The organism is Modestobacter sp. SSW1-42, assembly GCF_046635825.1.
Taxonomy (GTDB): Bacteria; Actinomycetota; Actinomycetes; order Mycobacteriales; family Geodermatophilaceae; genus Modestobacter.
This window is the reverse complement of the sequence record NZ_JBISCA010000001.1, coordinates 703,568-728,481: the sequence shown is the minus strand read 5'-3', so window position 1 is coordinate 728,481 and position 24,914 is coordinate 703,568. Positions and strand designations below refer to the sequence as shown.

The following is a 24,914-nucleotide window of genomic DNA, read 5'->3' as shown; positions in this document are numbered from 1 at the left end:
CGCCCGTGATCCGGCCCGTCCGCGCCCGGGTCACCCCCGGGCGCGGACGGACGATCCGGCGGGGCTCACGGCGACGGAGGCGGGCGGCGGAATCGCGTCCCCCGGCGCCGCTGGTGCCGCTCCCCCAGTGGACCGGCCGAGCCCGCACGACGCACGACGGGCCCCTTCCCGGTGCGGGGAGGGGCCCGTCGTGGACGAGGGGTGCTGAGCTCAGTGCGCGTTCTGCCCGATGTAGTACTCGAAGAGCAGGCCACCGATGGTGAGGATGAGCGCGACGCCCGCGATCAGGATCAGCCAGGGGTAGTAGAACGCCAGGGCCAGGCCCATGAGCGCGGCGGATAAGGCCAGCCCGAAGGGCCAGTAGCTCGCGGGGCTGAAGAAGCCCAGCTCGCCGGCGCCGTCGGCGATCTCGGCGTCCTTGCTGTCCTCGGGCCGGGCGTCGATGCGCCGACTGACGAACCAGAAGAAGCCACCGATGAGCGCGGTGAGCCCACCGGAGAGGGCCAGCGCCGTGGTGCCGATCGGCTCCTTGGACCAGAGCCCGTAGACGATCGCTGCCACGATGCAGAACACCGTGATCATGTTGAAGATGAGCGCTTCGACCTTCACGGCCGCTCCTCCTGGTGCTGCGGGGTGATCAGGTCAGTCATTCGAGGCTGCGGCGGACGACTGCTCGCGCTGCAGGTCGAGCGGCCGGGTCGAGGTCGCGTTGCCCGGCTGGCCGATGCTCTCGAGCGCGTCGTGCGTCGACAGGCCGTCCTCGCGGGCGGCGAGGTAGGCCTCGTAGTCGGCGGCGTTGACCGAGCGCACCTCGAAGTTCATGTACGCGTGGTAGGTGCCGCACAGCTCGGCGCAGCGACCGACGAAGGCGCCCTCCTCGCGGACGGTCACCTCGAAGACGTTGTCGCGGCCGTTCTCGTTGCCCGGGATGACGTCGAGCTTGAAGAGGAACTCCGGCACCCAGAACGAGTGGATGACGTCGGCCGAGGCCAGCTCGAACCGGATGGTCTGGTCGGTGGGGACCACGAGGATCGGGATCTCGGTGCTCGACCCGACCGTGGAGATCGGCTCGCCGCCGTTGGCGTCGGTGGTGTCCGGGTAGACGAACTGCCAGTTCCACTTGAAGGCGTTGACCGCGATGGTGACGTCGGGGTCGGCGCTGCGCTGCATCACGCGGTTCTGCGTGCTCACGGTGAAGAAGAACAGCACCGCGATGATGATGAACGGGACGATCGTGTAGATGATCTCCAGCGGGAGGTTGTACGCCGTCTGGCGCGGGACCTCGTCGCCACGCTTGCGGTAACGGATCGCCGCGTAGGCGATGAGCGCCCACACCGCGATGCCGACCACGAGGGCGGCGATGGTGGAACCGATCCAGAGAGAGTGCATCCGGGCGGCCTCGTCGGTGATGCCCTCGGGCCATCCCCAGCTGAGCCAACCGCCCTGCACGTCGCACCCGCTGAGCGTCAGAGCACCCAGGAGACCGAGCCCGGCGACCTTCGCCAGCTTGCTGCGTCGAGCCACTGCTCGCTGCCTCCTCATCTCCCGCGTGGCGGTGCCACGCGGTCTCACCGGCGGGTGCCCCTCGGTTGCCCGACAGGCCGTGCCCACCCCGACCACAGTCTTCCCGAGACTAGCCGACCGCGCTCGTCGTCCCGGGGGCGGGAGCAGGGTCCCGGCGGGTCGCGTCCCGGCGCGGGGGAACAGGCCCGAGCCGCAGGCCGCGGCCCGGTCCGGCGGGCCCGCGGATGTGCCCGGCACCTCCCCGGCGCAGCGCCTCCCCCACGGGGCCGCCGACTACAGTCAGGGGCGTGTACTCACGCCTGCTGACCGTGCGGTGGGTGCTGCTGCACCTGCTGGTGCTGGCGCTGTTCGTGGCGACGTTCTTCCTGGGCAACTGGCAGCTGGGCAAGGCCGAGGGCGGCGGTGGCGCGGTCAACTGGAGCTACGCGCTGCAGTGGCCGCTCTACGGCTTCATGGGCCTGGGCTTCTACCTGCGGATGCTGAAGGACGAGCTCAACCGCGACCCCGCCGACGACGAGCCCGGCAACGCCGTCGTCCTGTACCAGCGGCCCCGCATCGACACCACCGGCGACCCCGAGCTGGCCGCCTACAACGCCTACCTGGCCGAGCTCAACGCCAAGGCCCTCGGACAGGAGACGCCCCGTGGCCGCTGACACCACGAGCCTCCCGCCCCGGGTGGCGGGCGCCCTGGCCCGTTACCGGGTGCTGGCCTACGTCGTCGGCGTCATGCTGCTGGTGCTGGTGGCCGTGGCCATCCCGCTCAAGTACGCGGCGGACGTCCCGGAGGTCTCGGCCGTCGTCTCGCCGGTCCACGGCCTGTTCTACGTCGTCTACCTGGTGACGGCGTTCGACCTGGCGCTCAAGGCCCGCTTCACGGCGAAGGGCACGGTGCTGGTCCTGCTGGCCGGCGTCGTCCCCTTCGTGTCGTTCGTGGCCGAGCGGCGGGTGACGGCGCGGGTCCGCGCCGGCCAGCCGCTCTGACCGGCCGCACCCCGCTCCTCCCCCGCCCCCACCACCACCTGGAGACCTCCCGCATGTGCGGCCTGCTGGCCTACCTGTCCACCGACGCCGACCGCGTCGACGAGCAGACCGTCGCGGGGGTCGAGCACGCACTGCGGTGCGTGCGCCACCGCGGGCCCGACGACCGCGTGCTGTGGTCGGACAGCAAGGTGGTGTTCGGCTTCAACCGCCTGGCGCTCATCGACATCGAGGGCAGCCCGCAGCCGCTGCCCTACGCCGAGGACCGCTACCGGATCGTCTTCAACGGCGAGATCTACAACTACCTGGAGCTGCGCGCGGAGCTGAAGGCCGCGGGCGCGACCTTCGCCACCGAGGGCGACACCGAGGCCATCGTCGCCGGCTTCCACCTGTGGGGCGAGGCCGTCGTCCCGAAGCTGCGCGGCATGTTCGCCTTCGTCATCTGGGACACCCACACCGGGACGGCGTTCGGCGCCCGCGACGCGTTCGGCATCAAGCCGCTGTTCACCGCCCGCCTGGCCGACGGCGGGCTGGTCTTCAGCTCGGAGAAGAAGGCGCTCCTCGAACTGCTCGGCGGCAGCGCCGCCGCCGGCGGGGTCGACCCGGCGTCCCTGCAGCACTACCTGACGCTGCAGTACGTGCCCGAGCCCGCGACCCTGCACCGCGGCATCCGCCGGATCGAGAGCGGCACGAGCTTCACCGTCGCCGGCGGCGAGCTGACCACCAAGCGCTGGTTCCACCCGACGTTCACCCCGCGCCCGGTCCCGGCCGGCGGCGAGCAGGCCCTCTACGCCCGCATCGCCGAGGTGCTCGACGACTCGGTGGCCAAGCACATGCGCGCCGACGTCACCGTCGGGTCCTTCCTCTCCAGCGGCATCGACTCCACCGCGATCGCCGCACTGGCGCACAAGTACAACCCCGACCTGGTCACCTTCACCGTCGGCTTCCAGCGGCAGGCCCAGTCGGAGGTGGAGATCGCCGCGGAGTCCGCCGCGATCCTGGGGGTCAAGCACGTGCCGATCGAGGTGAGCGCGCAGGAGTTCGCCGACGCGATCCCCGCCGTCGTCTGGTACCTCGACGACCCGGTCGCCGACCCCGCGCTCGTGCCGCTGTACTTCGTGGCCCGCGAGGCCCGCAAGCACGTGAAGGTGGTGCTCTCCGGCGAGGGCGCCGACGAGCTGTTCGGCGGTTACACGATCTACCGCGAGCCGCTGAGCCTGGCGTGGGCGTCCAAGCTGCCGGCCGTCGGACGACGGGCGCTGGCCGGGCTGTCCCGCCTGGTGCCCGAGGGCGTGCGCGGGCAGGACCTGCTGGTGCGCGCCTCGACGCCGCTCGAGCAGCGCTACTACGGCAACGCCCGCAACATGCGCGAGGACGAGCTGGCCGCGCTCATGCCCGGCCGGAACCGCGACCTGTCGCACGTCGACGTCACCGAGGCGCTGTACCGGCAGACCCGCGAGGCCGGCTACGACGACGTGACGGCGATGCAGTACGTCGACCTGTTCACCTGGCTGCGCGGCGACATCCTGGTCAAGGCCGACAAGATCACCATGGCGAACTCGCTCGAGCTGCGGGTGCCGTTCCTGGACCCCGAGGTGTTCGCCATCGCCAGCAGCCTGCCGGTCGAGCAGCGGGTGCCGGCCCGGGGTGACGCCACCAAGTACGCCCTGCGGCAGGCGATGGCGCAGATCGTGCCGCCGCGGATCATGAACCGCCGCAAGCTGGGCTTCCCGGTGCCGACCGCCGACTTCCTGGCCGGCCCGCTGCACGAGTGGGCCCGCGGCGTCGTCACCGACAGCCAGACCGACGAGTGGCTCGACCGCGACCACGTGCTGGTGCTGCTGGAGCGGCTGCGCTCCGCCGAGGTCCCCAGCAAGCGGATCGCCCGCCAGGTGTGGGAGGTGCTGGTCTTCATGATCTGGCACGGCATCTTCGTCGAGGAGCGGATCCACCCCCAGATCCCCGAGCCGGTCTACCCGGTGCGGCTGTGACCGTGCGCGCGTCCATCCGGCTGTCCACCGCGGTGGCCGGTCCCCTCCTGGCCGCCGGTCTGCTCGGCGCGTGCTCCGGTGACGCGGGCTCCCCCCAGCTCCCCGGACCCTCGACCTCGACCTCCACCTCAGGGTCGCCGTCCGGTGAGGTCACGCCCACGCCGGCCCCGACCAGCACCTCGACCGCACCGACCACGGCCGCACCGACCACGGCGGGACCCCCGAGTGGGACGCCGACGCCGGGACGCAGCACCGTCCCGGCCCCGTCGTCCGGACTGCCCATCCCGGTCCCGACGGGTGCGTCGACGGAGAACTGATCCCGGACAGCACGGTGCCCGGCACCCCCGAGGGGGTGCCGGGCACCGTGTCGTCGCAGGCCCGCCCGTGGGGGCGGGGGCTACGTCAGTGGAACGAGTCGCCGCAGGCGCAGGAGCCGCCGGCGTTCGGGTTGTCGATCGTGAAGCCCTGCTTCTCGATGGTGTCGACGAAGTCGATCGTCGCGCCACCGAGGTAGGGGGTGCTCATGCGGTCGACGATGACCTCGACGCCGCCGTACTCGAAGGTCTGGTCGCCGTCGAGGAAACGCTCGTCGAAGAAGAGCTGGTAGCGCAGGCCGGAGCAGCCGCCGGGCTGGACGGCGATGCGCAGCCGCAGGTCGTCGCGACCCTCCTGCTCCAGCAGGGTCTTCACCTTCAGCGCAGCCGGGGCGCTGAGGACGACTGCGGTGGCGCTGGTGTCGCTGGGGGCCTGCGTGTCCTGCACGGTCATGTTGTGGTCCTCCCACACTCGAGGGTGTGCTGCTCGGCCCGCCGCGAGGACGGGCCCGTGCCGTCAATGAGCACTGACGGCCAACACCGCCGGAGCGGAGCTGCTTCCCACTGTACGGCGCCGACGTCGGGCAGCACAGCGACCGCACCCCACCCGGGGAGGGCACGACCGCCGTCGAGAGCACGGTGGCGCACCCCCGGCCACGTAGACTCCACAGCCGTGAAGCTCCGCCTCCCCGGCCGCCGCGCCGACACCACGACGCCGGACGTCCCCACCGTCACCCCGCACGGGTCGACGGCGGTCGGCCCGGGCAAGGGGCGCCCGACCCCCCGGCGCAACGAGGCACAGGGGCGGCGCACCGGTCCGGTGCCGCCGCCGCCGACCACGCGCAAGGAGGCCTACCGGCGTCAGCGGGAGCAGCAGGTCGCGACCCGGGGCAGCGCCCGCGAGGCCGCGGCCCGCGGGGACGACAGCTCGCTGACCGCCCGCGACCGGGGTCCCGAGCGCCGGCTGGTGCGCGACATCGTCGACGCCCGCCGCAACCTCGGCAGCTTCTTCCTGGTCATCGCCGCCCTGCTGCTGGTCAGCCTGGTCGTGCCCAGCCAGGCCCTGAAGGTCTACTCGTCGGTCGTGCTGTACGTGTTCTTCCTGGTGCTGGTCGTCGACTCGCTCATCCTGAGCCGCAAGATCAAGGCCAAGGTCGCCGAGCGCTTCCCGAACACCACGCAGAAGCCGAACAGCCTGGCCTGGTACGGCGTCAGCCGCGCCACGATGGTCCGGCGCTGGCGCTACCCGAAGCCGCAGGTCGCCCTCGGCGCGGAGGTCTGAGGAAGGACCCCCTCGCCCCCACCACTCGCGAGCTCGCGGCGGGCCCTGCGAGGGGGCCGGGTACTTAGCCAGGCGCAGGACTAGCGTCGAAGCGTGCAGACACGACGCCTCGGCCGTTCCGGCCTGACCATCTCCGAGATCGCCTACGGCAACTGGCTCACCCACGGCAGCCAGGTCGAGGAGGACGCCGCCCACGCCTGCGTGCGGGCCGCCCTCGACGTCGGGATCACCACCTTCGACACCGCCGACGTCTACGCCGGCACCAAGGCCGAGTCGGTGCTCGGCCGGGCCCTGGCCGGCCAGCGCCGCGAGGGCCTGGAGATCTTCACCAAGGTCTACTGGCCCACCGGCCCCGGCGCCAACGACCGCGGGCTGTCCCGCAAGCACATCGTCGAGAGCTGCAACGCCTCGCTGCAGCGGCTGCAGACCGACTACGTCGACCTCTACCAGGCCCACCGGTACGACTCCTCGGTGCCGTTGGAGGAGACGATGACCGCCTTCGCCGACCTGGTGCGCCAGGGCAAGGTGCTCTACCTCGGGGTCTCCGAGTGGCGCGCCGAGGAGATCGCGGCCGCGGCCGAGCTGGCCCGCGAGCTCAAGGTCCAGCTGATCAGCAACCAGCCGCAGTACTCGATGCTGTGGCGGGTCATCGAGGCCGAGGTCGTGCCCACCAGCGAGCAGGAGGGTCTCTCCCAGATCGTCTGGTCGCCGCTGGCCCAGGGTGTGCTCACCGGCAAGTACCTGCCCGGCCAGCAGCCGCCGGCCGACAGCCGCGGCGGGCACGCCACCGTGGGCGGGTCGATGCAGGGCTACCTGACCGACGACGTGCTGACCCGGGTCCAGCAGCTGCGCCCGATCGCCGACGAGCTGGGCCTGTCGATGGCGCAGCTGGCCGTCGCCTGGGTGCTGCAGAACCAGAACGTCGCCGCCGCGATCATCGGCGCCAGCCGCCCCGAGCAGGTGCACGACAACGTCAAGGCCGCCGGGGTCACCCTGCCGGCCGAGGTGCTGACCCGCATCGACGACGTCCTCGGCGACGTCGTCGAGCGCGACCCGGCCAAGACCAGCCGGGGCTGACGGGACGGCCCGTCCGCCCCGTCGGGCACCCGGCGGGGCGGACGGGCCCTCCGGCTACGAGGCCGCCAGGCCCATCGGGCCGTAGACCCGCTCGCCGTCGCGCTGCAGGGTGACCGTGGCGACGCCGCGCTCGAGCAGGTCGCGCCAGGCCTCCCCCAGCCAGGACTCCGCGTCGCCCTGGTTGTCGCACTCGGGCACCTCCACCCCGAGCGCGACGGGGTCCACGGGCGCGCCCGCCGGGTCTTCCAGCTGCCAGGTCCAGCTCATGCCGGGAGGCTAGCGAGGACGTCGTCCCCGCGCCGGGCCGGTGACGTCGATCTTGGTTTACCCGGTGAGCCGATCGGGGCATGGCAGACCCGCACCGCCAGCGCCCCGAGACCGCGGAGGACCCGTGAGCAAGCCGACCCCTGCGGACATCCAGGCCGAGATCGATGCCACCCGTGAGCGTCTGGGCGAGACCGTCGACCAGCTCGCCGCCCGGCTCGACGTGCCGGCCCGCACCCGCGCCCGGCTGACCGAGAGCGCCCTGCGCACCCGGGACACCGCGGTGGAGACCTATCGCGAGAGCCCGCCGACCGTGCTGGGGGCCGCCGCGGCCCTGGTCACGGTCGTCGTGGGCATCGTCGTCTGGAGGAGGAAGCGATGAGCAAGACCGCCAAGGCCGTCTACCGCCCCATCGGCCTGATCGGCAGCCTGGTGGCCAGCTCGATCGCCGCCACGGTGTTCCAGGTGGTGTGGAAGAAGGTCGCCCGGCAGGACGACGCCCCCACGGCCATGCAGAGCGAGTACCGGCTGCGCGAGATCCTGGTGGCCTCCGCCGTCCGTGGCGCCATCGTCGCCGTGGTGAAGGCCCTGGTCAGCCGGGGCGGCGCCCGTGGCTTCACCAAGCTCACCGGCGCCTGGCCCGGCGACTGACGACCGCACTCCCCCCCGCTCACCCCAGACGAAGGACTGCCCTGATGGTCGACACCGGCCGGGCGGACAGCGCCGTCGAGCGCATCCGCCAGCGCGTGCAGGAGAAGGCCGAGCGCCGGGCCGCGGCCCGGGCCGGCGCCGACCGCGCCACCGACCCGGCGCCCCACACCGGCGCCACCAGCGCCACGGCCGTGGCCACCGAGCGCCGGGAGGCCGAGCGCCCCGCCCCCGAGGTGCCCAGCGAGGCCGAGCTGCCCGGCGTGCACGCCGAGAAGCCCACCGACATCCCGGCGCGCGGCTGGCTGCAGATCGTCAAGCGGGCGTGGGCGGAGAACGGCGCGGACAACATGCCGATCATCGGCGGCGGCGTGGCGTTCTTCGGGTTCCTGGCGATCTTCCCGGCGCTGATCGCGGCCATCTCGCTGTACGGCCTCATCGCCTCACCGGAGACGGTGGCCCGGCAGATCGAGTCGCTGTCGGACCAGCTGCCCGAGAGCGCCCAGTCGCTGCTCGCCGACCAGCTCACCGCGATCACGTCCAACAGCGGTGGCGCGCTGACGGTGAGCCTGATCATCTCGATCCTCGGCGCGCTGTGGAGCGCCTCCGGCGGTGTCGGGAACCTGATCAAGGCCGTCAACATCGCCTACGACGAGGTCGAGACCCGCAACTTCGTCAAGCTGCGGCTGCTCTCCCTGGCGCTGACCCTGGGTGCGATCGTCTTCGTCCTGATCACCTTCTCCCTGGTGGCCGTCGTCCCCGTGGTGCTCGACGCCCTGCCGCTGGGCGTCTTCGGGACGATCCTGGCCCAGGTCCTCCGCTGGGTCCTGCTGCTCGGGGTGATGTCGGGGGCGCTGTCGGTGCTCTACCGGGTCGCCCCCGACCGTGACGCACCGAAGTTCCGTTGGGTGAGCCTCGGGTCGGTCGTCGTCACCGTGATCTGGGCGGTGATCAGCCTGCTGTTCAGCTTCTACGTCGACAACTTCGGGTCCTACGACAAGACCTACGGCGCGATCGCCGGCGTCATCGTGCTCATGCTCTGGCTGCAGCTGACCGTCTTCCTGGTCCTGCTGGGCGCGGAGATCAACTCCGAGACCGAGCACCAGACCGCGGTGGACACCACCAAGGGCGAGCCCCAGCCGATGGGCGAGCGCGACGCCACCATGGCCGACGAGGTCGCCGACCCGCCGGTGCCGAGCAAGAAGGACGAGGAGGAGGCCAAGGCCAAGGCCAACGCCTGACCTCCTCGGCCCTCGGCCGTCGGGGTCGGCGGGCCGACGCGCCTCAGCGCACGTGCGACTCGACGAACGGGGGCTTGCGGACGACGACCGGCTGCGGACGGCCCCGGACGTCGACGGCCACCTCGTCACCCTCGGTCAGGCCGGCGGCGGTGTCGAGCAGCGCCAGGGCGATGCCGGTGCGCAGCGTCGGGGAGAACGTCCCGCTGGTCACCTCACCGACCTGCGTCCCGTCGGCGGACAGCACCGCCATGCCCGGGCGGGGGATGCCCCGGCCCGGCGCCTGCAGGCCCCACAGCTGCCGGGCCGGGCCGGCCGCCTTCTCCGCCAGCAGCGCGTCACGGCCCCAGAAGGCCTCCTTCCCCCAGCCCACCGCCCAGCCCGAGCGCGCCTGGTTCGGGGTGATGTCCAGCGACAGCTCGTGGCCGTGCAGCGGGTACCCCATCTCGGTGCGCAGGGTGTCGCGGGCGCCGAGGCCGCACGGGCGGATCTGCTCGGGCGCGCCGGCGGCCAGCAGCGCGTCCCACAGCAGCCCGGCGCGGTCGGCGGCGACGAGCAGCTCATAGCCGTGCTCGCCGGTGTAGCCGGTGCGGCAGACGGTGACCTCGTCACCGCCGGACCCGGGGGTCTCGGCGAAGGACATGTAGGACAGCGAGCCCGGCAGGCCCACCGCGGCCAGCACCTCCGCCGAGCGCGGCCCCTGCAGCGCCAGGACGGCGACCTCGGTGTGCCGGTCGGTGACGGTGACCCCGGCCGGCGCAGCCGCGGACAGCCGGGCCAGCACGTCGGCGGCGTTGGCGGCGTTGGGCACCAGCAGGACGTCGTCCGGGCCGTGCAGGTAGACGATGAGGTCGTCGACGACCCCGCCGGCCTGCGGCCCGTCGGCCACGCAGCACAGCGTGTACTGCGCCTGCCCCGGGCCGATCCGGCCCAGGTCGTTGGTCAGGCAGGAGTTCACGAAGTCCGCCGCCCCGGACCCGCGGACCGTCGCCGTCCCGAGGTGGGAGACGTCGAAGAGGCCGACGCCCTCGCGCACCGCGGTGTGCTCGGCCAGCACCCCGCCGCCGGTGTACTCGATCGGCATCGACCAGCCGCCGAAGTCGGCGAACTTCGCGCCGGCGGCGACGTGCCGGTCGTGCAGGGGCGACAGGAGGGGGGAGGTCACGACCGAGCACGCTAGTGGTCGTCGCCACGCCGGTCGTACGCCGTCCTCACCACCTCCCTACGATCGTCCCGTGCCGCCGACGATCTCCGCCACCGACCGCCCGCTCGAGAAGCTCTCCGCCGACGCCGTCGTCGTCGGGGTGGGCAAGGGCCCGAACGGCCTGCTCAGCACCCCCGGGGCCGACGCGGTCGACCGGCTGCTCGGCGGCCGCCTGCTCACCGCGCTGGCCGACCTGGGCGCCACGGGCGCCGAGGACGAGGTCGTCAAGCTGCCGACCTTCGGCCAGGGGCCGTTCCCGGTCGTGGCGGTGGCCGGCCTCGGCGCGCCCGACGCCGGCGGCAGCTGGTCGCCGGAGGCGGTCCGACGGGCCGCCGGTGCCTCCAGCCGCGCGCTGACCGGCCGCGGTGCGGTGGTCACGCTGCTGGCCGCCGTCGGTGGCGCGCCGGAGGCCGAGCGCCTGCACGCCGTCGGCGAGGGCTCCCTGCTCGGCGCCTACGAGTTCACCGCCTACAAGTCCGCGCTGCCCGCCGACCGGCCCACGCCGCCGTCGTCGTTCGAGCTGGTCGTCCCGGACGCCGGCGCCGCGAAGGGCCCGCTGGCCCGGGTGCGCGCCGTCGCCTCGGCCGTGACGCTGGTCCGCGACCTGGTCAACACCCCGCCCAACGACCTGTACCCGGCCGAGCTGGCCGCCCGCGGGGCGGCTGCGGGCAAGAAGGCCGGCCTGTCGGTGGAGGTGCTCGACGAGAAGGCGCTCGCCGCCGGCGGTTACGGCGGCATCCTCGCCGTGGGCGGCGGCTCCTCGCGGCCGCCGCGACTGCTGCGTCTGGAGTACCGGGGCCGGAAGGCCAGGACGAGCGTCGCGCTGGTCGGCAAGGGCATCACCTTCGACAGCGGCGGCATCTCGATCAAGCCGGCCGCGCACATGGAGGACATGAAGAGCGACATGGCCGGCGCCGCGGCCGTCATCGCCACCGTGTGCCTGGTCGCCGAGCTCGGCCTGCCGGTCGACGTCACCGCCACCGTCCCGATCGCGGAGAACCTGCCCAGCGGCACCGCCTACCGGCCCGCCGACGTGGTCACCTTCCGCAACGGGAAGAAGGCCGAGATCACCAACACCGACGCCGAGGGCCGGGTCGTGCTGGCCGACGCGATCTGCCGCGCGGTCGAGGACTCCCCCGCCCACCTGCTGGAGACCTCCACGCTCACCGGTGCCCAGCTGGTGGCGCTGGGCACCCGCACCTCCGGTGTCATGGGCAGCGACGACCTGCGGGACGCCGTCGTGGCCGCCAGCCGGCGCAGCGGCGAGCCGATGTGGCCGATGCCCCTGCCGGCCGAGCTGCGCCGTGGCCTGGACTCGTCGGTGGCCGACCTGGTCAACGCCAACCCCGACCGGATGGGCGGCATGCTCGTCGGCGGGCACTTCCTCGCCGAGTTCGTGCCCTCGGGCCTGCCGTGGGCGCACATCGACGTGGCCGGCCCGGCCTACAACACCGGCGGCGCCTGGGGCTACACGACCAAGGGCGGCACCGGCGTGCCGGTGCGCACCCTGCTGGCCACCATCGAGGACCTCATCGCCCGGGCCTAGTGCCCTCGCCGGGTGCCGCCGCGCTCACCGCGTGGCGGGACCCTGCGGGTGGTCGCGGTTCCAGTCCCGCATGCGCTGCGGGTAGCCGGTCACCTGCGCGTCGTAGACCGGGACGGCGAGGTCGCGGGACAGCCTGCGAGCGGTCTCCGGACCGTCGATCCGCCGTCGCGTCCACTCCCCGTCGGCGGCGACGAGCAGGATCGTCGTCTCGGTGACGGCCGTGCGGGGCTCGACGAAGCCCTCGACGCCGCGCCGGGTGGCCACGAACTCCTCCAGGTGCCGGAGGTCGGAGGACCCGGACGCGCGGTCCAGCGTGCCGCGCCGCCCCGGCCCGGTCCCGGGTCGCGCGCGGCGTCCGCGCAGTCGGTCCATCAGCCCCATGCCCTGCTCCCGTCCCTCGCGACGCACCCTGCTCGGCGACGCACGCAGCCAGAGAACGGAGCACCCGGACGCGCCGTTCCCGGGAGTGGCAGGATGGGCAGGCGCACGATCGTTGTGCCCGGCACCACACCGGGTCACCCAGCACTGAGGAGCACTTGTGAGCGCACCCACCACCCCCGCTGACCTGGTCATCCTCGGTGGTGGCTCCGGTGGCTACGCCGCGGCGCTGCGCGCCTCCGAGCTCGGCATGTCCGTCGTGCTGATCGAGAAGGACAAGGTCGGCGGCACCTGCCTGCACCGGGGCTGCATCCCGACCAAGGCGCTGCTGCACACCGCCGAGGTCGCCGACAACGCCCGCGAGGGCGAGCAGTTCGGCGTCAAGTCGACCCTCTCGGGCATCGACATGGACGGGGTGAACGCCTACAAGGACGGCGTCATCTCCAAGAACTTCAAGGGCCTGACCGGGCTGATCAAGAGCCGCGGGATCACGATCGTCACCGGTGAGGGCCGGCTGGTCTCCCCCACCGCGGTCGAGGTCGACGGCACCCGGTACGAGGGCAAGCACGTCCTGCTGGCCACCGGGTCCTACGCCCGCTCGCTGCCCGGCATCGAGATCGACGGCACCAAGGTCATCACCAGCGATCACGCGCTGGCCCTGGACCGCGTGCCCAGCTCCGCGATCATCCTGGGCGGCGGCGTCATCGGCTGCGAGTTCGCCAGCGCCTGGAAGTCCTTCGGCGTCGACGTCACCATCGTCGAGGGCCTGCCGCACCTGGTCCCGCTGGAGGACGAGTCCTCCTCCAAGCTCCTCGAGCGCGCGTTCCGCCGCCGCAAGATCGACTTCTCCCTGGGCAGCCGGGTCGCCAAGGTCGAGACGACCGCCGACGGCGTGAAGGTCTCGCTGGAGAACGGCAAGGAGTTCGAGGCCGAGCTGGTGCTCGTCGCCGTCGGCCGCGGTCCGGTCAGCCAGGGCCTGGGCTACGAGGAGGCCGGGGTCGCCATGGACCGCGGCTACGTCCTCGTCGACGAGTACATGCAGACCAACGTGCCCACCATCTCCGCCGTCGGCGACCTGGTGCCCACCCTGCAACTGGCCCACGTCGGCTTCGGTGAGGGCATCCTGGTCGCCGAGCGGCTGGCCGGCCTGCCGGTCGTGCCGATCGACTACGCGGGCGTCCCGCGCGTCACCTACTCCGAGCCCGAGGTCGCCTCCGTCGGCCTGACCGAGGCCCAGGCCAAGGAGCGGTACGGCGAGCTCGAGATCGCCACGTACGACCTCGCCGGCAACGGGCGCGCCGCCATCCTCAAGACCGCCGGAGCGGTGAAGCTGATCCGCACCGCCGACGGCGGCCCGGTCGTCGGCGTGCACATGGTCGGCAGCCGGGTGGGCGACCTGATCGCCGAGGCCCAGCTCATCTACAACTGGGAGGCCCTCCCCGACGAGGTCGCCCAGCTGATCCACCCGCACCCCACGCTCAGCGAGGCCCTCGGCGAGGCCGCGCTCGTGCTGGCGGGCAAGCCGCTGCACGCGCACAGCTGACCCTGCTCGACCCCGATCCACCCCGCAACGCACCCCACGACCTGAGGAGACCTGCCTTCGATGCCGACGTCCGTCACCATGCCCGCCCTGGGCGAGAGCGTCACCGAGGGCACGGTCACCCGTTGGTTGAAGCAGGAGGGTGACCAGGTCGAGGTCGACGAGCCCCTCCTCGAGGTCTCCACCGACAAGGTCGACACGGAGATCCCCTCCCCCGCCGCCGGCGTGCTCACCAAGATCGTCGTCGCGGAGGACGAGACCGTGTCGGTCGGCGCGGAGCTGGCGGTGATCGGCGGCGGTGACAACGCCGCTCCCGCCGCCCCGGCCCAGGAGGAGGCTCCGGCCGCCCCCGTGCAGCAGGCCCCGGCCGCCGAGGAGCCCGCTGCCGAGGCGCCCGCCGCCCCGGCACAGGAGGCCACCGCCCCGGCGGCTGCGTCCCAGGGCGACGCCGGGTCCGGTGGCGGTGAGGGCACCACCGTGACCATGCCGGCGCTGGGCGAGAGCGTCACCGAGGGCACCGTCACCCGCTGGCTCAAGGCCGTGGGCGACGAGGTCACCGCCGACGAGCCGCTGCTGGAGGTGTCCACCGACAAGGTCGACACCGAGATCCCGTCGCCGGTGTCGGGCACCCTGCTGTCGATCACCGTGGGCGAGGACGAGACCGTCGACGTCGGCGCCGAACTGGCCGTCATCGGCACCGCCGGCAGCGCGCCCGCCGCGACGCCGGCCACCCCGGCCGCGGCACCCGCCTCGAGCCCGGCCCCGGCCGCCGAGGAGCCGCTCCCGGCGGCCCCGAGGACCGACGCCCCGGCCCCGGCGCCCCAGGAGGTCTCCCCGACCCCCGTCGAGGCCAACACGAGCACCGGCCAGCCCGGTGCGGACTACGGCTCCGGCGGCGTCATGCCGACCCAGTCCCCCACCGACAACCCCTCGCCGGCGCAGGCCGTCGCCCCCGCCTCGCGGCCGGCGGCAGCGCCCGCCCCCGAGGGTTCCGGGGCCTACGTGACCCCGCTGGTGCGCCGCCTGGCCGCCGAGCAGGGCGTCGACCTGTCCACGGTCGAGGGCACCGGCGTCGGTGGCCGCATCCGCAAGCAGGACGTGCTGGCCGCCGCGGAGAAGGCCAAGGCCGCAGCGGCCACCCCGGCCCCGGCCGCTCCCGCTGCCGCCCCGTCGTCGTCCCGCACGCCGTCGCCGGCCGCCACGCCCAGCTCCTCGCTGCGCGGGCGCACCGAGAAGCTGTCCCGGCTGCGCACGGTCATCGCCAAGCGGATGATCGAGTCGCTGCAGGTCAGCGCCCAGCTGACCACCGTGGTCGAGGTCGACGTCACCAAGATCGCGCGCCTGCGCGACCAGGTGAAGAACGACTTCGCCGGCCGCGAGGGCGTCAAGCTGTCGTTCCTGCCGTTCTTCGCCAAGGCCGCGATCGAGGCGCTCAAGCAGCACCCGGTCGTCAACTCCTCGGTCGACCTCGAGGCCGGCACGGTCACCTACCACGACAGCGAGAACCTCGGCATCGCCGTCGACACCGAGCGCGGGCTGCTGGTGCCGGTCATCCACGGCGCCGGTGACCTCAACATCCCGGGCCTGGCACGCAAGATCGCCGACCTGGCCGAGCGCACCCGGATCAACAAGATCACGCCGGACGAGCTGGGTGGCGGCACGTTCACGCTGACCAACACCGGCAGCCGGGGGGCCCTGTTCGACACCCCGATCATCAACCAGCCGCAGGTCGCCATCCTGGGCCTCGGTGCGGTGGTGAAGCGCCCGGTGGTCGTCAAGGACGCCGAGCTCGGCGAGGTCGTCGCGGTCCGCTCGATGGTCTACCTCGCGCTGAGCTACGACCACCGGATCGTCGACGGCGCCGACGCCGCCCGCTTCCTGGTCACCATGAAGGAGCGGCTCGAGGCCGGCCAGTTCTCCGGCGACCTCGGCCTGGCCTGACGAACGACCCCGTCCGCCGGCTCGGCTGAGCCGGCGGACGGGCCACCGAGGGCCCTGGCACCTGCCGGGGCCCTCGGTCTCTCTCCGGCCGCGCGGCCGGTCCGTGCGTCGCCACCCTGGGAGAGCTCGATGAAGATCGCCGTGACCGGGTCCTCGGGCCTGATCGGGTCGGCCCTGGTCCCGCGGCTGGTCGCCGACGGGCACGAGGTCCTGCGGCTGGTGCGCCGCACCCCGCGGACCGCCGACGAGCACCGCTGGGAGCCCACCCACCACCGGCTCCCCCCGGATCTGTTCGACGACGTCGACGCCGTGGTCAACCTGGCCGGCGTCGGGGTGGCCGACCACCGCTGGACGGCCGCGCACAAGCGCGCGGTCCTCAGCAGCCGTGTCGACGCCACCACCACGGTCAGCCAGGCGCTCGCCGCCGCCCCCGCCCGGGACCGGGTGCTCCTGTCCGCCTCGGCGGTGGGCTGGTACGGCGACACCGGCGACCGGGTCGTCGAGGAGGACGCGGCGCCCGGCTCGGACTTCCTCGCCGACGTCTGCGTCGCCTGGGAGGCGGCCACCGCCCCCGCCGCGGACGCCGGGGTCCGGGTGGCCACCCTGCGCACCGGGCTGGTGCTCGCCCGCGGCGGGCTGCTGGGCCGGCTCGCCCCGCTGTTCAAGCTCGGCCTGGGCGGCAAGCTCGGCAACGGCCGGCAGTACATGCCCTGGATCAGCCTGGCCGACGAGGTCGACGCGATCCGCTTCCTGCTCACCGCCTCGGTCTCCGGCCCGGTCAACCTCACCGCTCCCACGCCGGTGACCAATGCGGAGTTCACCGCCGCGCTGGCCGACGTGGTCCACCGGCCCGCGCTGCTGACGGTGCCGGGGATCGCCCTGAAGGTCGTGTTGGGCGAGTTCGCTCAGGTGGGCGCGCTGGCGGGCCAGCGCGCCGTGCCGGCCGCGCTGCAGGCGGCGGGGTACGAGTTCTCGGTCACCGACCTGCGCGCGGCCCTCGCCCAGGCGCTCGGCAGGGGCTGACCAGCTCCTCCTCCGCCACGCGGCGTCAGCCACCGCCCACCAGCCCGCCCTCGGCGATCCGCCAGCCGGCGTCGGTGCGGACGAGCACCAGCTCCACCCGGGCAGCACCCCGGCCGGGCACCTGCTGGGCGCCCTCGGAGAGGCCGTGGGCGCCCGGTGACGGGACACCGGTCCGGTAGGCCGGCAGCGCGTCGACCAGCAGCACCCGCACGCGCGCGGGCGACTCGGCGGTCACCCTCAGCACCTCTCGGAGCTGGGGGTCGAACCCGTCGACCACCTGACCGGCGGAGCGCAGCGCCGTCAGCTGCTCGGTGTCCCGCGTGAGCAACGAGCTGCCCGGGGCGTGCACGGCGGTGAGCGCGGCCGGGTCACCGGCGGCGAAGGCCGCCGCGCGGCGCTGGTACAGCTCGCCGACCAGCGCGGCCCACCCGGCGTCGTCCGCCGGAGCATCCGGCTGGTCGGCCGGGGACGCCGGTGGGCCGGCCGTCGCGGCACCAGCCGACGGGGCGTCTGTCGCCGGCTCCGGTGGGCCGCCCGAGCCCGCCGGCGCCCCGCTGGGGTCCTGCGGCGCGGCTCCGGAAGGTGTCTCCGGTGACCCGCCGGCCGGCCCACCCGTCGGCTCGACGCTGGGCTCCGCGGGCCGGGCCGGGGCGCTCGGGAGCCCGGTGGCCGCCGCCGGCGGCGGGGTCGTGAGCGGTCCGGGGTCGGGAGCGGCGTGCGGCGTCGTGGCGTCGTCGGGGGCCGGAGCGGCGACCGCGGCCGGCACCGGCTCACCGGACCTGCCCCAGCTCGACCCCAGCCAGACAGCGCCGGCCAGGGCACTGGCCACCGCCAGCAGCACGGCCGCCGCCAGCGCCGTCCGGCGGGTGGCCGCCCGCAGCCGCCCGCCGGCTCCGGGGCGATCGGCCAGCCACCGCCGCGCCCGCACGGCCGGGCTGTCCGGCGCGGCGGCTGCGTGCGCGGCGCGAGGCCGCTGCCCGGGCACCTGGTGGGTCAGCTCGGTGCGCGGTCCGCGACCGGTGACGGCGAGCTCGGCGTCGGGCACCCCCGCGACCGGCAGGCGCACCGGCTCGGGCCGGCAGGCGTGGCGCAGGTCGAGGGCGAAGGCGGCTGCGGACCCGCGCTCGTGCGGCTCGTCCGACAGGCCGCGCAGCACCACGCGGACCAGCTCCTCCGGTGCCTCGGGAGCCAGCAGCGCGAGGTCGGGCAGCCGACCGGTGGCGGCGACGGTGAGCGTGCCGCGCGGCTCCGCGGCGTTCCACGGCGCGACGCCGGTGAGAGCGTGGAACGCCGCGGCGGCCACCCCGAAGACGTCGGAGGCGGGACCGGGTGCCCCACCGCGGGCGACCACCGGGTCGACGTAGGCCGGGGTCACCTCCGCCCGCGCCGTGTCGCCGACCAGCCGGGCGGTGCCCAGGTCGGTCAGCACCGGCCGCCCCTCGGCGGTGAAGACGATGTTGCCCGGTGACAGGTCGCCGTGCACGACGCCGCGGTCGTGCGCATGCGCCAGCGCGGCGGCCACCGGTGCGACCGTGGTGACCACCTCCCCGGGGCGCAGGCGCCCACGCCGGGCGAGCAGGGTGGCCAGGCTGCCGCCCTCGAGCAGGTCGAGCACCAGCGCGACCTGCGCCGGTGCGCCACGCACCTCGCGGCGGACCACCTCGTGCAGGTGGACCAGGTGCGGGTGGTCCAGCTCGCCCAGCAGCGCCGCCTCCCGCTCCTGACGCTCCGGGTCGCCGCGGACGAGCACCTTGACCGCCACCGGTGGTCCGCCGGCGCGCGGGCGGGCCCGCCACACCTCACCGGACCCGCCCCGGCCGAGGAGCTCCTCCAGCACGTGTCCGGGCACGACGGGGGCCGCGGTCGGGCCGGGGTGCGCAGGCATGCCGGGGACCGTAGGGCCTGCGGCCGACGGGGCACCGGCGCTGTCCACAGGCGGCCGCGGCGTCCACAGGGCGGGCTGCCGCGGGACGTCGGCGGCGGCCAGCGCCTAGGTTCGGGGCATGACCCTGCCCTTCCGCGCCGAGGTGCTGGTGGTCGGCGCCGGCCTGGCCGGGCTGTCCGCCGCGACCCGGCTGGCCGCCGCCGGCCGCGACGTCCACCTGGTCGACGCCGCCGACCACGTCGGCGGGCGACTGACCACGACCCGGGTCGACGGGTTCACCGTCGACCGGGGCTTCCAGGTGCTCAACACCGGCTACCCGCGGGTCGCCGACCTCGACCTCGCCGCGCTGGACATGGGGTGGTTCTGGACCGGGGCCGTCGTGCAGGGCGACACCGGCCCGCGCCGCGTCGTCGACCCCCGCCAGCACCCCGGCACACTGCTGGACACGGTGCGGGCGCCGATCGGGGGCCTGCCCCGGAAGGCGGCACTGGCCGCCTTCTCCGCCCGGGCGGGCTACCTGCCGGTGTCCCGGCTGCTGGCGGCCCCGGAGCGGACCGCCGCGGAGGCGCTGCGTGCCGCAGGCGTCGGTGAGCAGGCGCTGGAGTCGTTCCTGCGGCCCTTCCTGTCCGGGGTGCTGCTGGAGGACCGGCTGACCACCTCCAGCCGCTACCTGGACCTGGTGTGGCGCAGCTTCGTCCGGGGCCGGGTGGGGCTGCCGGCGGCGGGGATGCAGGCGGTCGGCCAGCAGCTGGCCGACCGCCTGCCGCCCGGGCACCTGCACCTGGGGGTGCGCATCATCGCGGTCGACGGTCGCTCGGTGCGCACCGCCACCGGGACGACGACGGCCGACGCCGTCGTCGTCGCCACCGATCCCGACACCGCCGGCAGGCTGCTCCCCGGGCTCGGGGCGTCCGCGCCGCGACAGGTCACCACCCACCTGCACGTGCTGCCGGCCTCCCCCTGGCCCGCGCCGCTCATCGTGCTGGGGCGGCCCGACGGCCGACTGGTCAACACCGTCGTGGTCTCCGACGCCCAGCCCGCCTACAGCCCCGACCGGCGGGCCCTGGTGGCGAGCTCCACGCTGCAGCCCACCCGGGAGGCCGACCTCCGGGCCGAGATCGCCCGGGCGCACGGCGTGACGACCGGCGAGCTCGACCACCTGACCAGCGTGACCGTCACCGGCGCGCAGCCGGCCGCCACTCCTCCGCTGCAGCACCGCCGGCAGGTCGACCTGGGCGGGGGTCTGTTCGTCTGCGGCGACCACCGGGACACCCCGTCCATCCAGGGCGCGATGGCCAGCGGCGCCCGCACCGCCCGCGCGGTGCTGCGCCGGCTGACGGCGGGCGGCCGGGCACCGGTCCGGGGAGCGGCGGCTGACGGCCGCGACCGCCGAGCGCTGCGGTCGACCCCGGGTAGGTTCGGTCCGTGCCCGCCGCCGCGCCCACGATCCTGGCGACCAGCATGGGGCTCCACCCCCGCCGTCGTGGCCCGTACGACGCCGCACCCGGGCCGGTCTTCGACCTGGCCGTGGAGCTGGCGGGCCGACCCGACCGGCCGCGGATCACCTACCTGGGCACGGCGACCGGCGACGACCCGGCGCGCGTGGCGACCTTCTACGGCGCGTTCGCCGGCAGCGCCGTCCGGGCGTCGCACCTGAGCCTGTTCCCGATGCCGACCGTCGCCGACGTCCGGGCGCACCTGCTCGCCCAGGACGTCGTCTGGGTGGGCGGCGGCAGTGTGGCCAACCTGCTCGCCGTCTGGCGGGTGCACGGCCTGGACGAGGTGTTCCAGGAGGTGTGGCAGGCCGGCGTCGTGCTGGCCGGGGTGTCGGCGGGGTCGCTGTGCTGGCACGTCGGGGGCACCACCGACTCCTTCGGCCCCGAGCTGCTACCGGTCACCGACGGGCTGGCCCTGCTGCCGCACTCCAACGGCGTGCACCACGACTCCGAGGAGCAGCGCCGGCCGGTCTACCACCGGCTGGTCGCCGACGGCACGCTCCCGGCCGGGTACGCGACCGACGACGGGGTGGGGCTGGTCTACCGCGGGACCGAGCTGGTCGAGGCGGTGGCCGACCGGCCGGGCGCCTCCGCGTACCGGGTCGAGCGCGGGCCGGACGGCGACGCGGTGGAGCGGCCGATCCGTCCCCGCCGGCTGTCCTGACACCCGGCATAGGCTCGGGGCCATGAGCGAGCTGGTGGTGGTGCGGGCAGGGCTGGTCCCCTACGAGCAGGCATGGGCGCTGCAGCGCGAGGTGCACGAGCGACGGGTCGCGGGCACCGGCCCGGACACCCTGCTGCTGCTGGAACACCCGCCGGTCTACACCGCCGGCAAGCGCACCGAGCCGCACGAGCGCCCCTTCGACGGGACGCCGGTCATCGACGTCGACCGCGGCGGCAAGATCACCTGGCACGGTCCCGGGCAGCTGGTCGGCTACCCGATCGTGCAGCTGGCCGACCCGGTCGACGTCGTCGCGCACGTCCGCCGGCTGGAGGCGGCGCTGATGGAGGTCTGCGCCGGCTTCGGGCTGGCCACCGCGCAGGTCGAGGGGCGCAGCGGGGTCTGGGTGCTCGCCGACGAGCGCGGGCCCGACCGCAAGGTGGCCGCGATCGGCGTCCGGGTGGCCCGCGGCGTGACCATGCACGGCTTCGCGCTCAACTGCGACCCCGACATGGCCGCCTTCGGCAACATGGTCCCGTGCGGCATCCCCGACGCCGGGGCCACCTCGCTGACCGCCGAGCTCGGCCGCGACGTCACGGTGGCCGAGGCGATCGAGCCGGTCGAGGCCGCGATGCGCCGGGTGCTCACCGGCACCGCCGTCCCCGCCTGACCCCGGCCGGGGCGGCCACCTGCTCGCTCGGCGTCCTCCCGCACCGACTCGGCGTCCTCCCGCACCAGAGGCCGTCCTCCCGCACGTACGTAGGTGCAGGAGGACGGCCTTTGATCAGGTCACCTGATCGACGTCCCGGACGACGCGGCGGTCAGCCGACGACGAAGTTCACCAGGCGGCCGGGGACGGCGATGACGCGGCGCACCGTCTTCCCCTCGAGCTGGGCGACGACCTTCTCGTCGGCGCGGGCCGCCGCCTCCAGGGTCGCGGCGTCCGCGTCCGCCGGCACGGCCACCTGGGCGCGCACCTTGCCGTTGACCTGCACGGCGACCTCGACGGTGTCGTCGACCAGCCACTGCTCGTCGGCGACCGGGAACTGCGCCCAGGCCACCGACCCGGCGTGGCCCAGCCGCGACCACAGCTCCTCGGCCAGGTGCGGCGCGAGCGGGGCCACCAGCAGCACCAGCGACTCGGCGACCGAGCGGGGCACCGCCGTCCCGGGCGGGCAGGCCGCGGTCAGGTGGTTGGTCAGCTCGGTGATCCGGGCGATGGCGATGTTGAACCGCAGCGTCGTCATGCCGTCGCGCACGGCCTCGATCGCCCGGTGCAGCGCGCGCGAGGTGTCGTCGTCGGGCTCGACGTCGCCGGCCCGGACCACGCCGGTCTCCTCGTCGACCACGACCCGCCAGATCCGGGCCAGCAGCCGCGCGGACCCGACCACGGCCTTGGTCTCCCAGGGCCGGGACTGGTCCAGCGGACCGGTCGACATCTCATAGACCCGGAACGTGTCGGCGCCGTAGGCGGCGATCATCTCGTCGGGCGTGATCATGTTCTTCAGGCTCTTGCCGATCTTCCCGTACTCACGGTTGACCGGCTGACCCTCGTAGAGGAACTGCCCGTCGCGCTCGACCACGTCGGCGGCGGGCACGTAGAAGCCCCGCGCGTCGGTGTAGGCGTAGGCGGAGATGTAGCCCTGGTTGACCAGCCGGCGGAACGGCTCCTCGCTGGACACGTGCCCCAGGTCGAACAGCACCTTGTGCCAGAACCGGGCGTACAGCAGGTGCAGCACCGCGTGCTCGACACCACCGACGTACAGGTCGACGCCGCCCACGTCGCCGGGCTCGCGCGGCCCCATCCAGTACCGCTCGAGCTCGGGGTCGACGAACTGCTGGTCGTTCGTCGGGTCGGTGTAGCGCAGGTAGTACCAGCACGACCCGGCCCAGTTGGGCATCGTGTTCGTCTCCCGGCGGTACTCCTTCGGCCCCTCGCCCAGGTCGAGGGTGACCGTCGTCCACTCCGTGGCGCGCGACAGCGGCGGCTCGGGCTGGGAGTCGGCGTCGTCGTCGGCGAAGGTCTTCGGCGAGTAGTCGTCGACCTCGGGCAGCAGCACCGGCAGCATCGAGTCCGGGACGGCGACCGGCAGGTCGTTCTCGTCGTAGACGATCGGGAACGGCTCGCCCCAGTACCGCTGCCGGCTGAACAGCCAGTCACGCAGCTTGTAGGTGGTGGTCGCCTCCCCGTGGCCGCCGGCGACCAGCCACTCCGTCACCTCCGCGATGGCCGCGGCCTTGTCCAGCCCGTCCAGCGACAGCTGCTCGTTGGAGCTGTTGATCATCGGGCCGGTGCCGGTGTACGCACCGGACGCCTCGTCGAAGTCGGCCGGCGGCTGCACGGTGCGCACGACCGGCAGGCCGAAGACCTGCGCGAACTCCCAGTCGCGCTGGTCCTCCCCCGGCACCGCCATGATCGCGCCGGTGCCGTAGCCGGTCAGCACGTAGTCGGCGATGAACACCGGCAGGTCCGCACCCGTCAGCGGGTTCCGCGCGGTGACGCCCAGCCAGACGCCGGTCTTGTCGCGGCCCTCGGTCTGCCGCTCCAGCTCCGAGCGCCGGGAGGCCTGCAGCTGGTAGGCCGCGACGGCCTCGGCGGGGGTGGCCGCGCCGCCGGTCCAGCGCGGGTCGGCGCCGGCCGGCCACGCGTCCGCGGTCAGCGCCGCGACCAGCGGGTGCTCGGGCGCCAGCACCAGGTAGGTGGCGCCGAACAGGGTGTCGGGCCGGGTGGTGAACACCTCGACGGTCTCCCCGGACACGCCGAACCGGATGCGGGCGCCGGTGGAGCGACCGATCCAGTTGCGCTGCATCTGCTTGAGCGAGTCCGACCAGTCCAGCCGGTCCAGGTCGTCGATCAGCCGCTCGGCGTAGGCGGTGATCCGCATCATCCACTGGGTCAGCGGACGCCGGAAGACGGGGAAGTTGCCGCGCTCGGAGCGGCCGTCGGCGGTGACCTCCTCGTTGGAGAGCACCGTGCCCAGGCCCGGGCACCAGTTGACCGGCGCGGAGTGGCGGTAGGCCAGCCGGTGCGCGTCGACGACCCGGCGGCGGCCGACCTCGTCCAGCGCGCCCCACGTCTGCCCCTCGGGCAGCGTACCCGGCGCGGGCTGCCGGGTGCCGGCGTCCAGCTCGGCCACCAGCTCGGGGATCGGGCGGGCCCGGTCGGTCTCGGTGTCGAACCACGCCTCGAAGACCTGCCGGAAGATCCACTGGGTCCACTTGTAGTAGCCCGGGTCGATCGTGGCGAAGGTGCGGCGGGTGTCGTGGTCGACGCCCAGCCGGCGCAGCTGCGCGCTGATCGCGGCGATGTTGGCCTCGGTGGTCACCCGCGGGTGCTGCCCGGTCTGCACCGCGTACTGCTCGGCCGGCAGCCCGAAGGCGTCGTAGCCCATCGGGTGCAGCACGTTGCGCCCGTCCATCCGCAGGAAGCGGCTGGTGACGTCGGTGCCCAGGTAGCCCAGCGGGTGCCCGACGTGCAGGCCGGCACCGGAGGGGTACGGGAACATGTCCATCACGAACGCCTTGGGCCGGTCGGCCACGCGGTCGAAGCCCTCGCTCAGCGGCCCGACCGGGTTGGGCGTGTGGAAGGTGCCCTCGGCCTCCCAGCGGTCCTGCCAGGCCAGTTCGATCTGCTGCGCCAGCGCGGGGGTGTAGCGGTGCGGCGGCACCCCGTCGGCGGTGGGCTCGGTGGTCTGGGTCATCGCAGAACTCCCGGTACAGGGGGCGGACATGAAAAGACCCCTCGCACATGGAGGGGTCGCCGTGCTGGTCTACGTCGGGGAGATCAGCACGGCCGGAGAAGCAGGAGTCCGCCGGTCACGCGGCCGATCCTAGCGCGACGCCCGGCCGGTGACGGCGACGATCCGGCGGGTGGCCGCGCTCACGGCGCGTGTCCGGTTTCGGGCCGGGGCCGTCCGGGCAGTC

23 protein-coding genes are annotated in these 24,914 nt (G+C 74.1%); 15 read left to right on the top strand and 8 right to left on the bottom strand.

Annotation, left to right across the window (positions count from 1 at the left end):
* Positions 1–210: 210 nt before the first annotated feature.
* Both ACGBYP_RS03645 and coxB read right to left on the bottom strand, forming a co-directional pair.
* Entirely contained in the window at positions 211–609 is a 399-nt protein-coding gene (locus ACGBYP_RS03645; protein WP_411581898.1) for a cytochrome c oxidase subunit 4, read from the bottom strand.
* 33 nt (positions 610–642) lie between these two features.
* Positions 643–1,524, bottom strand: coding sequence for a cytochrome c oxidase subunit II (gene coxB, locus ACGBYP_RS03640; RefSeq protein ID WP_411581897.1), 882 nt, complete (start codon positions 1,522–1,524; stop codon positions 643–645).
* Between the two features lie 287 nt (positions 1,525–1,811).
* On the opposite strand from coxB, the gene ACGBYP_RS03635 reads away from it, so the two are divergent.
* From ACGBYP_RS03635 to asnB, 3 genes are read left to right on the top strand one after another with little or no spacing between them, the layout of a single operon-like run.
* On the top strand, positions 1,812–2,177 hold the full coding sequence (locus tag ACGBYP_RS03635) for a metalloprotease (RefSeq protein WP_411581896.1): 366 nt from the start codon (positions 1,812–1,814) through the stop codon (positions 2,175–2,177).
* Complete coding sequence (locus tag ACGBYP_RS03630; RefSeq protein WP_411581895.1) at positions 2,167–2,505, top strand: DUF3817 domain-containing protein; 339 nt, start codon at positions 2,167–2,169, stop codon at positions 2,503–2,505. The genes ACGBYP_RS03635 and ACGBYP_RS03630 overlap by 11 nt, the downstream gene beginning before the upstream one ends.
* Before the next feature lie 53 nt (positions 2,506–2,558).
* Entirely contained in the window at positions 2,559–4,493 is a 1,935-nt protein-coding gene (gene asnB / locus ACGBYP_RS03625; RefSeq protein ID WP_411581894.1) for an asparagine synthase (glutamine-hydrolyzing), read from the top strand.
* A 402-nt stretch (positions 4,494–4,895) separates the two neighbouring features.
* Here the strand turns inward: asnB and ACGBYP_RS03620 are convergent, their stop codons facing one another.
* Positions 4,896–5,261, bottom strand: a complete 366-nt coding sequence (locus ACGBYP_RS03620; RefSeq protein WP_411581893.1) for a HesB/IscA family protein — start codon at positions 5,259–5,261, stop codon at positions 4,896–4,898.
* A 219-nt stretch (positions 5,262–5,480) separates the two neighbouring features.
* Here ACGBYP_RS03620 and ACGBYP_RS03615 point away from each other — a divergent pair, with 219 nt between their 5' ends.
* Positions 5,481–6,089 (top strand): DUF3043 domain-containing protein, encoded by a 609-nt coding sequence (locus ACGBYP_RS03615; protein WP_411581892.1) that lies wholly within the window; start codon positions 5,481–5,483, stop codon positions 6,087–6,089.
* Positions 6,090–6,182: 93 nt separating this feature from the next.
* The gene (locus ACGBYP_RS03610) at positions 6,183–7,166 is read left to right on the top strand and encodes an aldo/keto reductase family protein (RefSeq protein WP_411581891.1); all 984 of its coding nucleotides are present in this window, start codon (positions 6,183–6,185) and stop codon (positions 7,164–7,166) included.
* Positions 7,167–7,220: 54 nt separating this feature from the next.
* On the opposite strand, the gene ACGBYP_RS03605 is transcribed toward ACGBYP_RS03610, so the two are convergent.
* Positions 7,221–7,433 (bottom strand): hypothetical protein, encoded by a 213-nt coding sequence (locus tag ACGBYP_RS03605; protein WP_411581890.1) that lies wholly within the window; start codon positions 7,431–7,433, stop codon positions 7,221–7,223.
* Between the two features lie 124 nt (positions 7,434–7,557).
* On the opposite strand from ACGBYP_RS03605, the gene ACGBYP_RS03600 reads away from it, so the two are divergent.
* The 3 genes from ACGBYP_RS03600 to ACGBYP_RS03590 are packed head-to-tail and all read left to right on the top strand — an operon-like array spanning position 7,558 to position 9,319.
* Entirely contained in the window at positions 7,558–7,812 is a 255-nt protein-coding gene (locus ACGBYP_RS03600; RefSeq protein ID WP_411581889.1) for a DUF3618 domain-containing protein, read from the top strand.
* A complete protein-coding gene (locus tag ACGBYP_RS03595) occupies positions 7,809–8,081 on the top strand; it encodes a DUF4235 domain-containing protein (RefSeq protein WP_411581888.1) in 273 nt (90 codons plus the stop codon). Before ACGBYP_RS03600 ends, ACGBYP_RS03595 begins: the two co-directional genes overlap by 4 nt.
* Before the next feature lie 44 nt (positions 8,082–8,125).
* A complete protein-coding gene (locus tag ACGBYP_RS03590) occupies positions 8,126–9,319 on the top strand; it encodes a YihY/virulence factor BrkB family protein (protein ID WP_411581887.1) in 1,194 nt (397 codons plus the stop codon).
* 43 nt (positions 9,320–9,362) lie between these two features.
* Here the strand turns inward: ACGBYP_RS03590 and gcvT are convergent, their stop codons facing one another.
* The gene (gcvT, locus tag ACGBYP_RS03585; protein ID WP_411581886.1) at positions 9,363–10,481 is read right to left on the bottom strand and encodes a glycine cleavage system aminomethyltransferase GcvT; all 1,119 of its coding nucleotides are present in this window, start codon (positions 10,479–10,481) and stop codon (positions 9,363–9,365) included.
* Between the two features lie 70 nt (positions 10,482–10,551).
* Between gcvT and ACGBYP_RS03580 the strand changes: the two genes are divergently transcribed.
* The gene (locus ACGBYP_RS03580; RefSeq protein ID WP_411581885.1) at positions 10,552–12,066 is read left to right on the top strand and encodes a leucyl aminopeptidase; all 1,515 of its coding nucleotides are present in this window, start codon (positions 10,552–10,554) and stop codon (positions 12,064–12,066) included.
* Positions 12,067–12,090: 24 nt separating this feature from the next.
* On the opposite strand, the gene ACGBYP_RS03575 is transcribed toward ACGBYP_RS03580, so the two are convergent.
* Positions 12,091–12,447, bottom strand: a complete 357-nt coding sequence (locus ACGBYP_RS03575; RefSeq protein WP_411581884.1) for an oxidoreductase — start codon at positions 12,445–12,447, stop codon at positions 12,091–12,093.
* Between the two features lie 157 nt (positions 12,448–12,604).
* On the opposite strand from ACGBYP_RS03575, the gene lpdA reads away from it, so the two are divergent.
* The 3 genes from lpdA (at position 12,605) to ACGBYP_RS03560 (ending at position 16,948) form a co-directional block, all read left to right on the top strand.
* Positions 12,605–13,987, top strand: coding sequence for a dihydrolipoyl dehydrogenase (lpdA, locus tag ACGBYP_RS03570; RefSeq protein WP_411581883.1), 1,383 nt, complete (start codon positions 12,605–12,607; stop codon positions 13,985–13,987).
* 60 nt (positions 13,988–14,047) lie between these two features.
* Positions 14,048–15,925 (top strand): 2-oxoglutarate dehydrogenase, E2 component, dihydrolipoamide succinyltransferase, encoded by a 1,878-nt coding sequence (gene sucB / locus ACGBYP_RS03565; protein WP_411581882.1) that lies wholly within the window; start codon positions 14,048–14,050, stop codon positions 15,923–15,925.
* A gap of 129 nt (positions 15,926–16,054) precedes the next feature.
* Positions 16,055–16,948 carry a TIGR01777 family oxidoreductase gene (locus ACGBYP_RS03560; RefSeq protein ID WP_411581881.1) on the top strand — a complete coding sequence of 298 codons (894 nt, stop codon included), beginning with the start codon at positions 16,055–16,057 and terminating at the stop codon, positions 16,946–16,948.
* Positions 16,949–16,973: 25 nt separating this feature from the next.
* Here ACGBYP_RS03560 and ACGBYP_RS03555 read toward each other — a convergent pair whose 3' ends face one another.
* The gene (locus tag ACGBYP_RS03555) at positions 16,974–18,833 is read right to left on the bottom strand and encodes a protein kinase domain-containing protein (protein ID WP_411581880.1); all 1,860 of its coding nucleotides are present in this window, start codon (positions 18,831–18,833) and stop codon (positions 16,974–16,976) included.
* Positions 18,834–18,951: 118 nt separating this feature from the next.
* On the opposite strand from ACGBYP_RS03555, the gene ACGBYP_RS03550 reads away from it, so the two are divergent.
* The 3 genes from ACGBYP_RS03550 to lipB are packed head-to-tail and all read left to right on the top strand — an operon-like array spanning position 18,952 to position 21,660.
* On the top strand, positions 18,952–20,490 hold the full coding sequence (locus ACGBYP_RS03550; RefSeq protein ID WP_411581879.1) for an FAD-dependent oxidoreductase: 1,539 nt from the start codon (positions 18,952–18,954) through the stop codon (positions 20,488–20,490).
* Complete coding sequence (locus ACGBYP_RS03545; RefSeq protein ID WP_411582228.1) at positions 20,394–20,993, top strand: Type 1 glutamine amidotransferase-like domain-containing protein; 600 nt, start codon at positions 20,394–20,396, stop codon at positions 20,991–20,993. Before ACGBYP_RS03550 ends, ACGBYP_RS03545 begins: the two co-directional genes overlap by 97 nt.
* A gap of 22 nt (positions 20,994–21,015) precedes the next feature.
* A complete protein-coding gene (gene lipB / locus ACGBYP_RS03540) occupies positions 21,016–21,660 on the top strand; it encodes a lipoyl(octanoyl) transferase LipB (protein ID WP_411581878.1) in 645 nt (214 codons plus the stop codon).
* Between the two features lie 151 nt (positions 21,661–21,811).
* On the opposite strand, the gene leuS is transcribed toward lipB, so the two are convergent.
* Positions 21,812–24,691 (bottom strand): leucine--tRNA ligase, encoded by a 2,880-nt coding sequence (gene leuS, locus ACGBYP_RS03535; protein WP_411581877.1) that lies wholly within the window; start codon positions 24,689–24,691, stop codon positions 21,812–21,814.
* Positions 24,692–24,914 lie beyond the last annotated feature (223 nt).

Coding starts and splice junctions, on each gene's coding strand:
- asnB (WP_411581894.1), top strand. CDS start 2,559: ATGTGCGGCCTGCTGGCCTACCTGTCCACCGACGCCGACCGCGTCGAC.
- sucB (WP_411581882.1), top strand. CDS start 14,048: ATGCCGACGTCCGTCACCATGCCCGCCCTGGGCGAGAGCGTCACCGAG.
- ACGBYP_RS03605 (WP_411581890.1), bottom strand. CDS start 7,433: ATGAGCTGGACCTGGCAGCTGGAAGACCCGGCGGGCGCGCCCGTGGAC.
- ACGBYP_RS03550 (WP_411581879.1), top strand. CDS start 18,952: ATGACCCTGCCCTTCCGCGCCGAGGTGCTGGTGGTCGGCGCCGGCCTG.
- ACGBYP_RS03590 (WP_411581887.1), top strand. CDS start 8,126: ATGGTCGACACCGGCCGGGCGGACAGCGCCGTCGAGCGCATCCGCCAG.
- leuS (WP_411581877.1), bottom strand. CDS start 24,691: ATGACCCAGACCACCGAGCCCACCGCCGACGGGGTGCCGCCGCACCGC.
- ACGBYP_RS03555 (WP_411581880.1), bottom strand. CDS start 18,833: ATGCCTGCGCACCCCGGCCCGACCGCGGCCCCCGTCGTGCCCGGACAC.
- ACGBYP_RS03560 (WP_411581881.1), top strand. CDS start 16,055: ATGAAGATCGCCGTGACCGGGTCCTCGGGCCTGATCGGGTCGGCCCTG.
- ACGBYP_RS03595 (WP_411581888.1), top strand. CDS start 7,809: ATGAGCAAGACCGCCAAGGCCGTCTACCGCCCCATCGGCCTGATCGGC.
- ACGBYP_RS03575 (WP_411581884.1), bottom strand. CDS start 12,447: ATGGGGCTGATGGACCGACTGCGCGGACGCCGCGCGCGACCCGGGACC.
- lipB (WP_411581878.1), top strand. CDS start 21,016: ATGAGCGAGCTGGTGGTGGTGCGGGCAGGGCTGGTCCCCTACGAGCAG.
- ACGBYP_RS03620 (WP_411581893.1), bottom strand. CDS start 5,261: ATGACCGTGCAGGACACGCAGGCCCCCAGCGACACCAGCGCCACCGCA.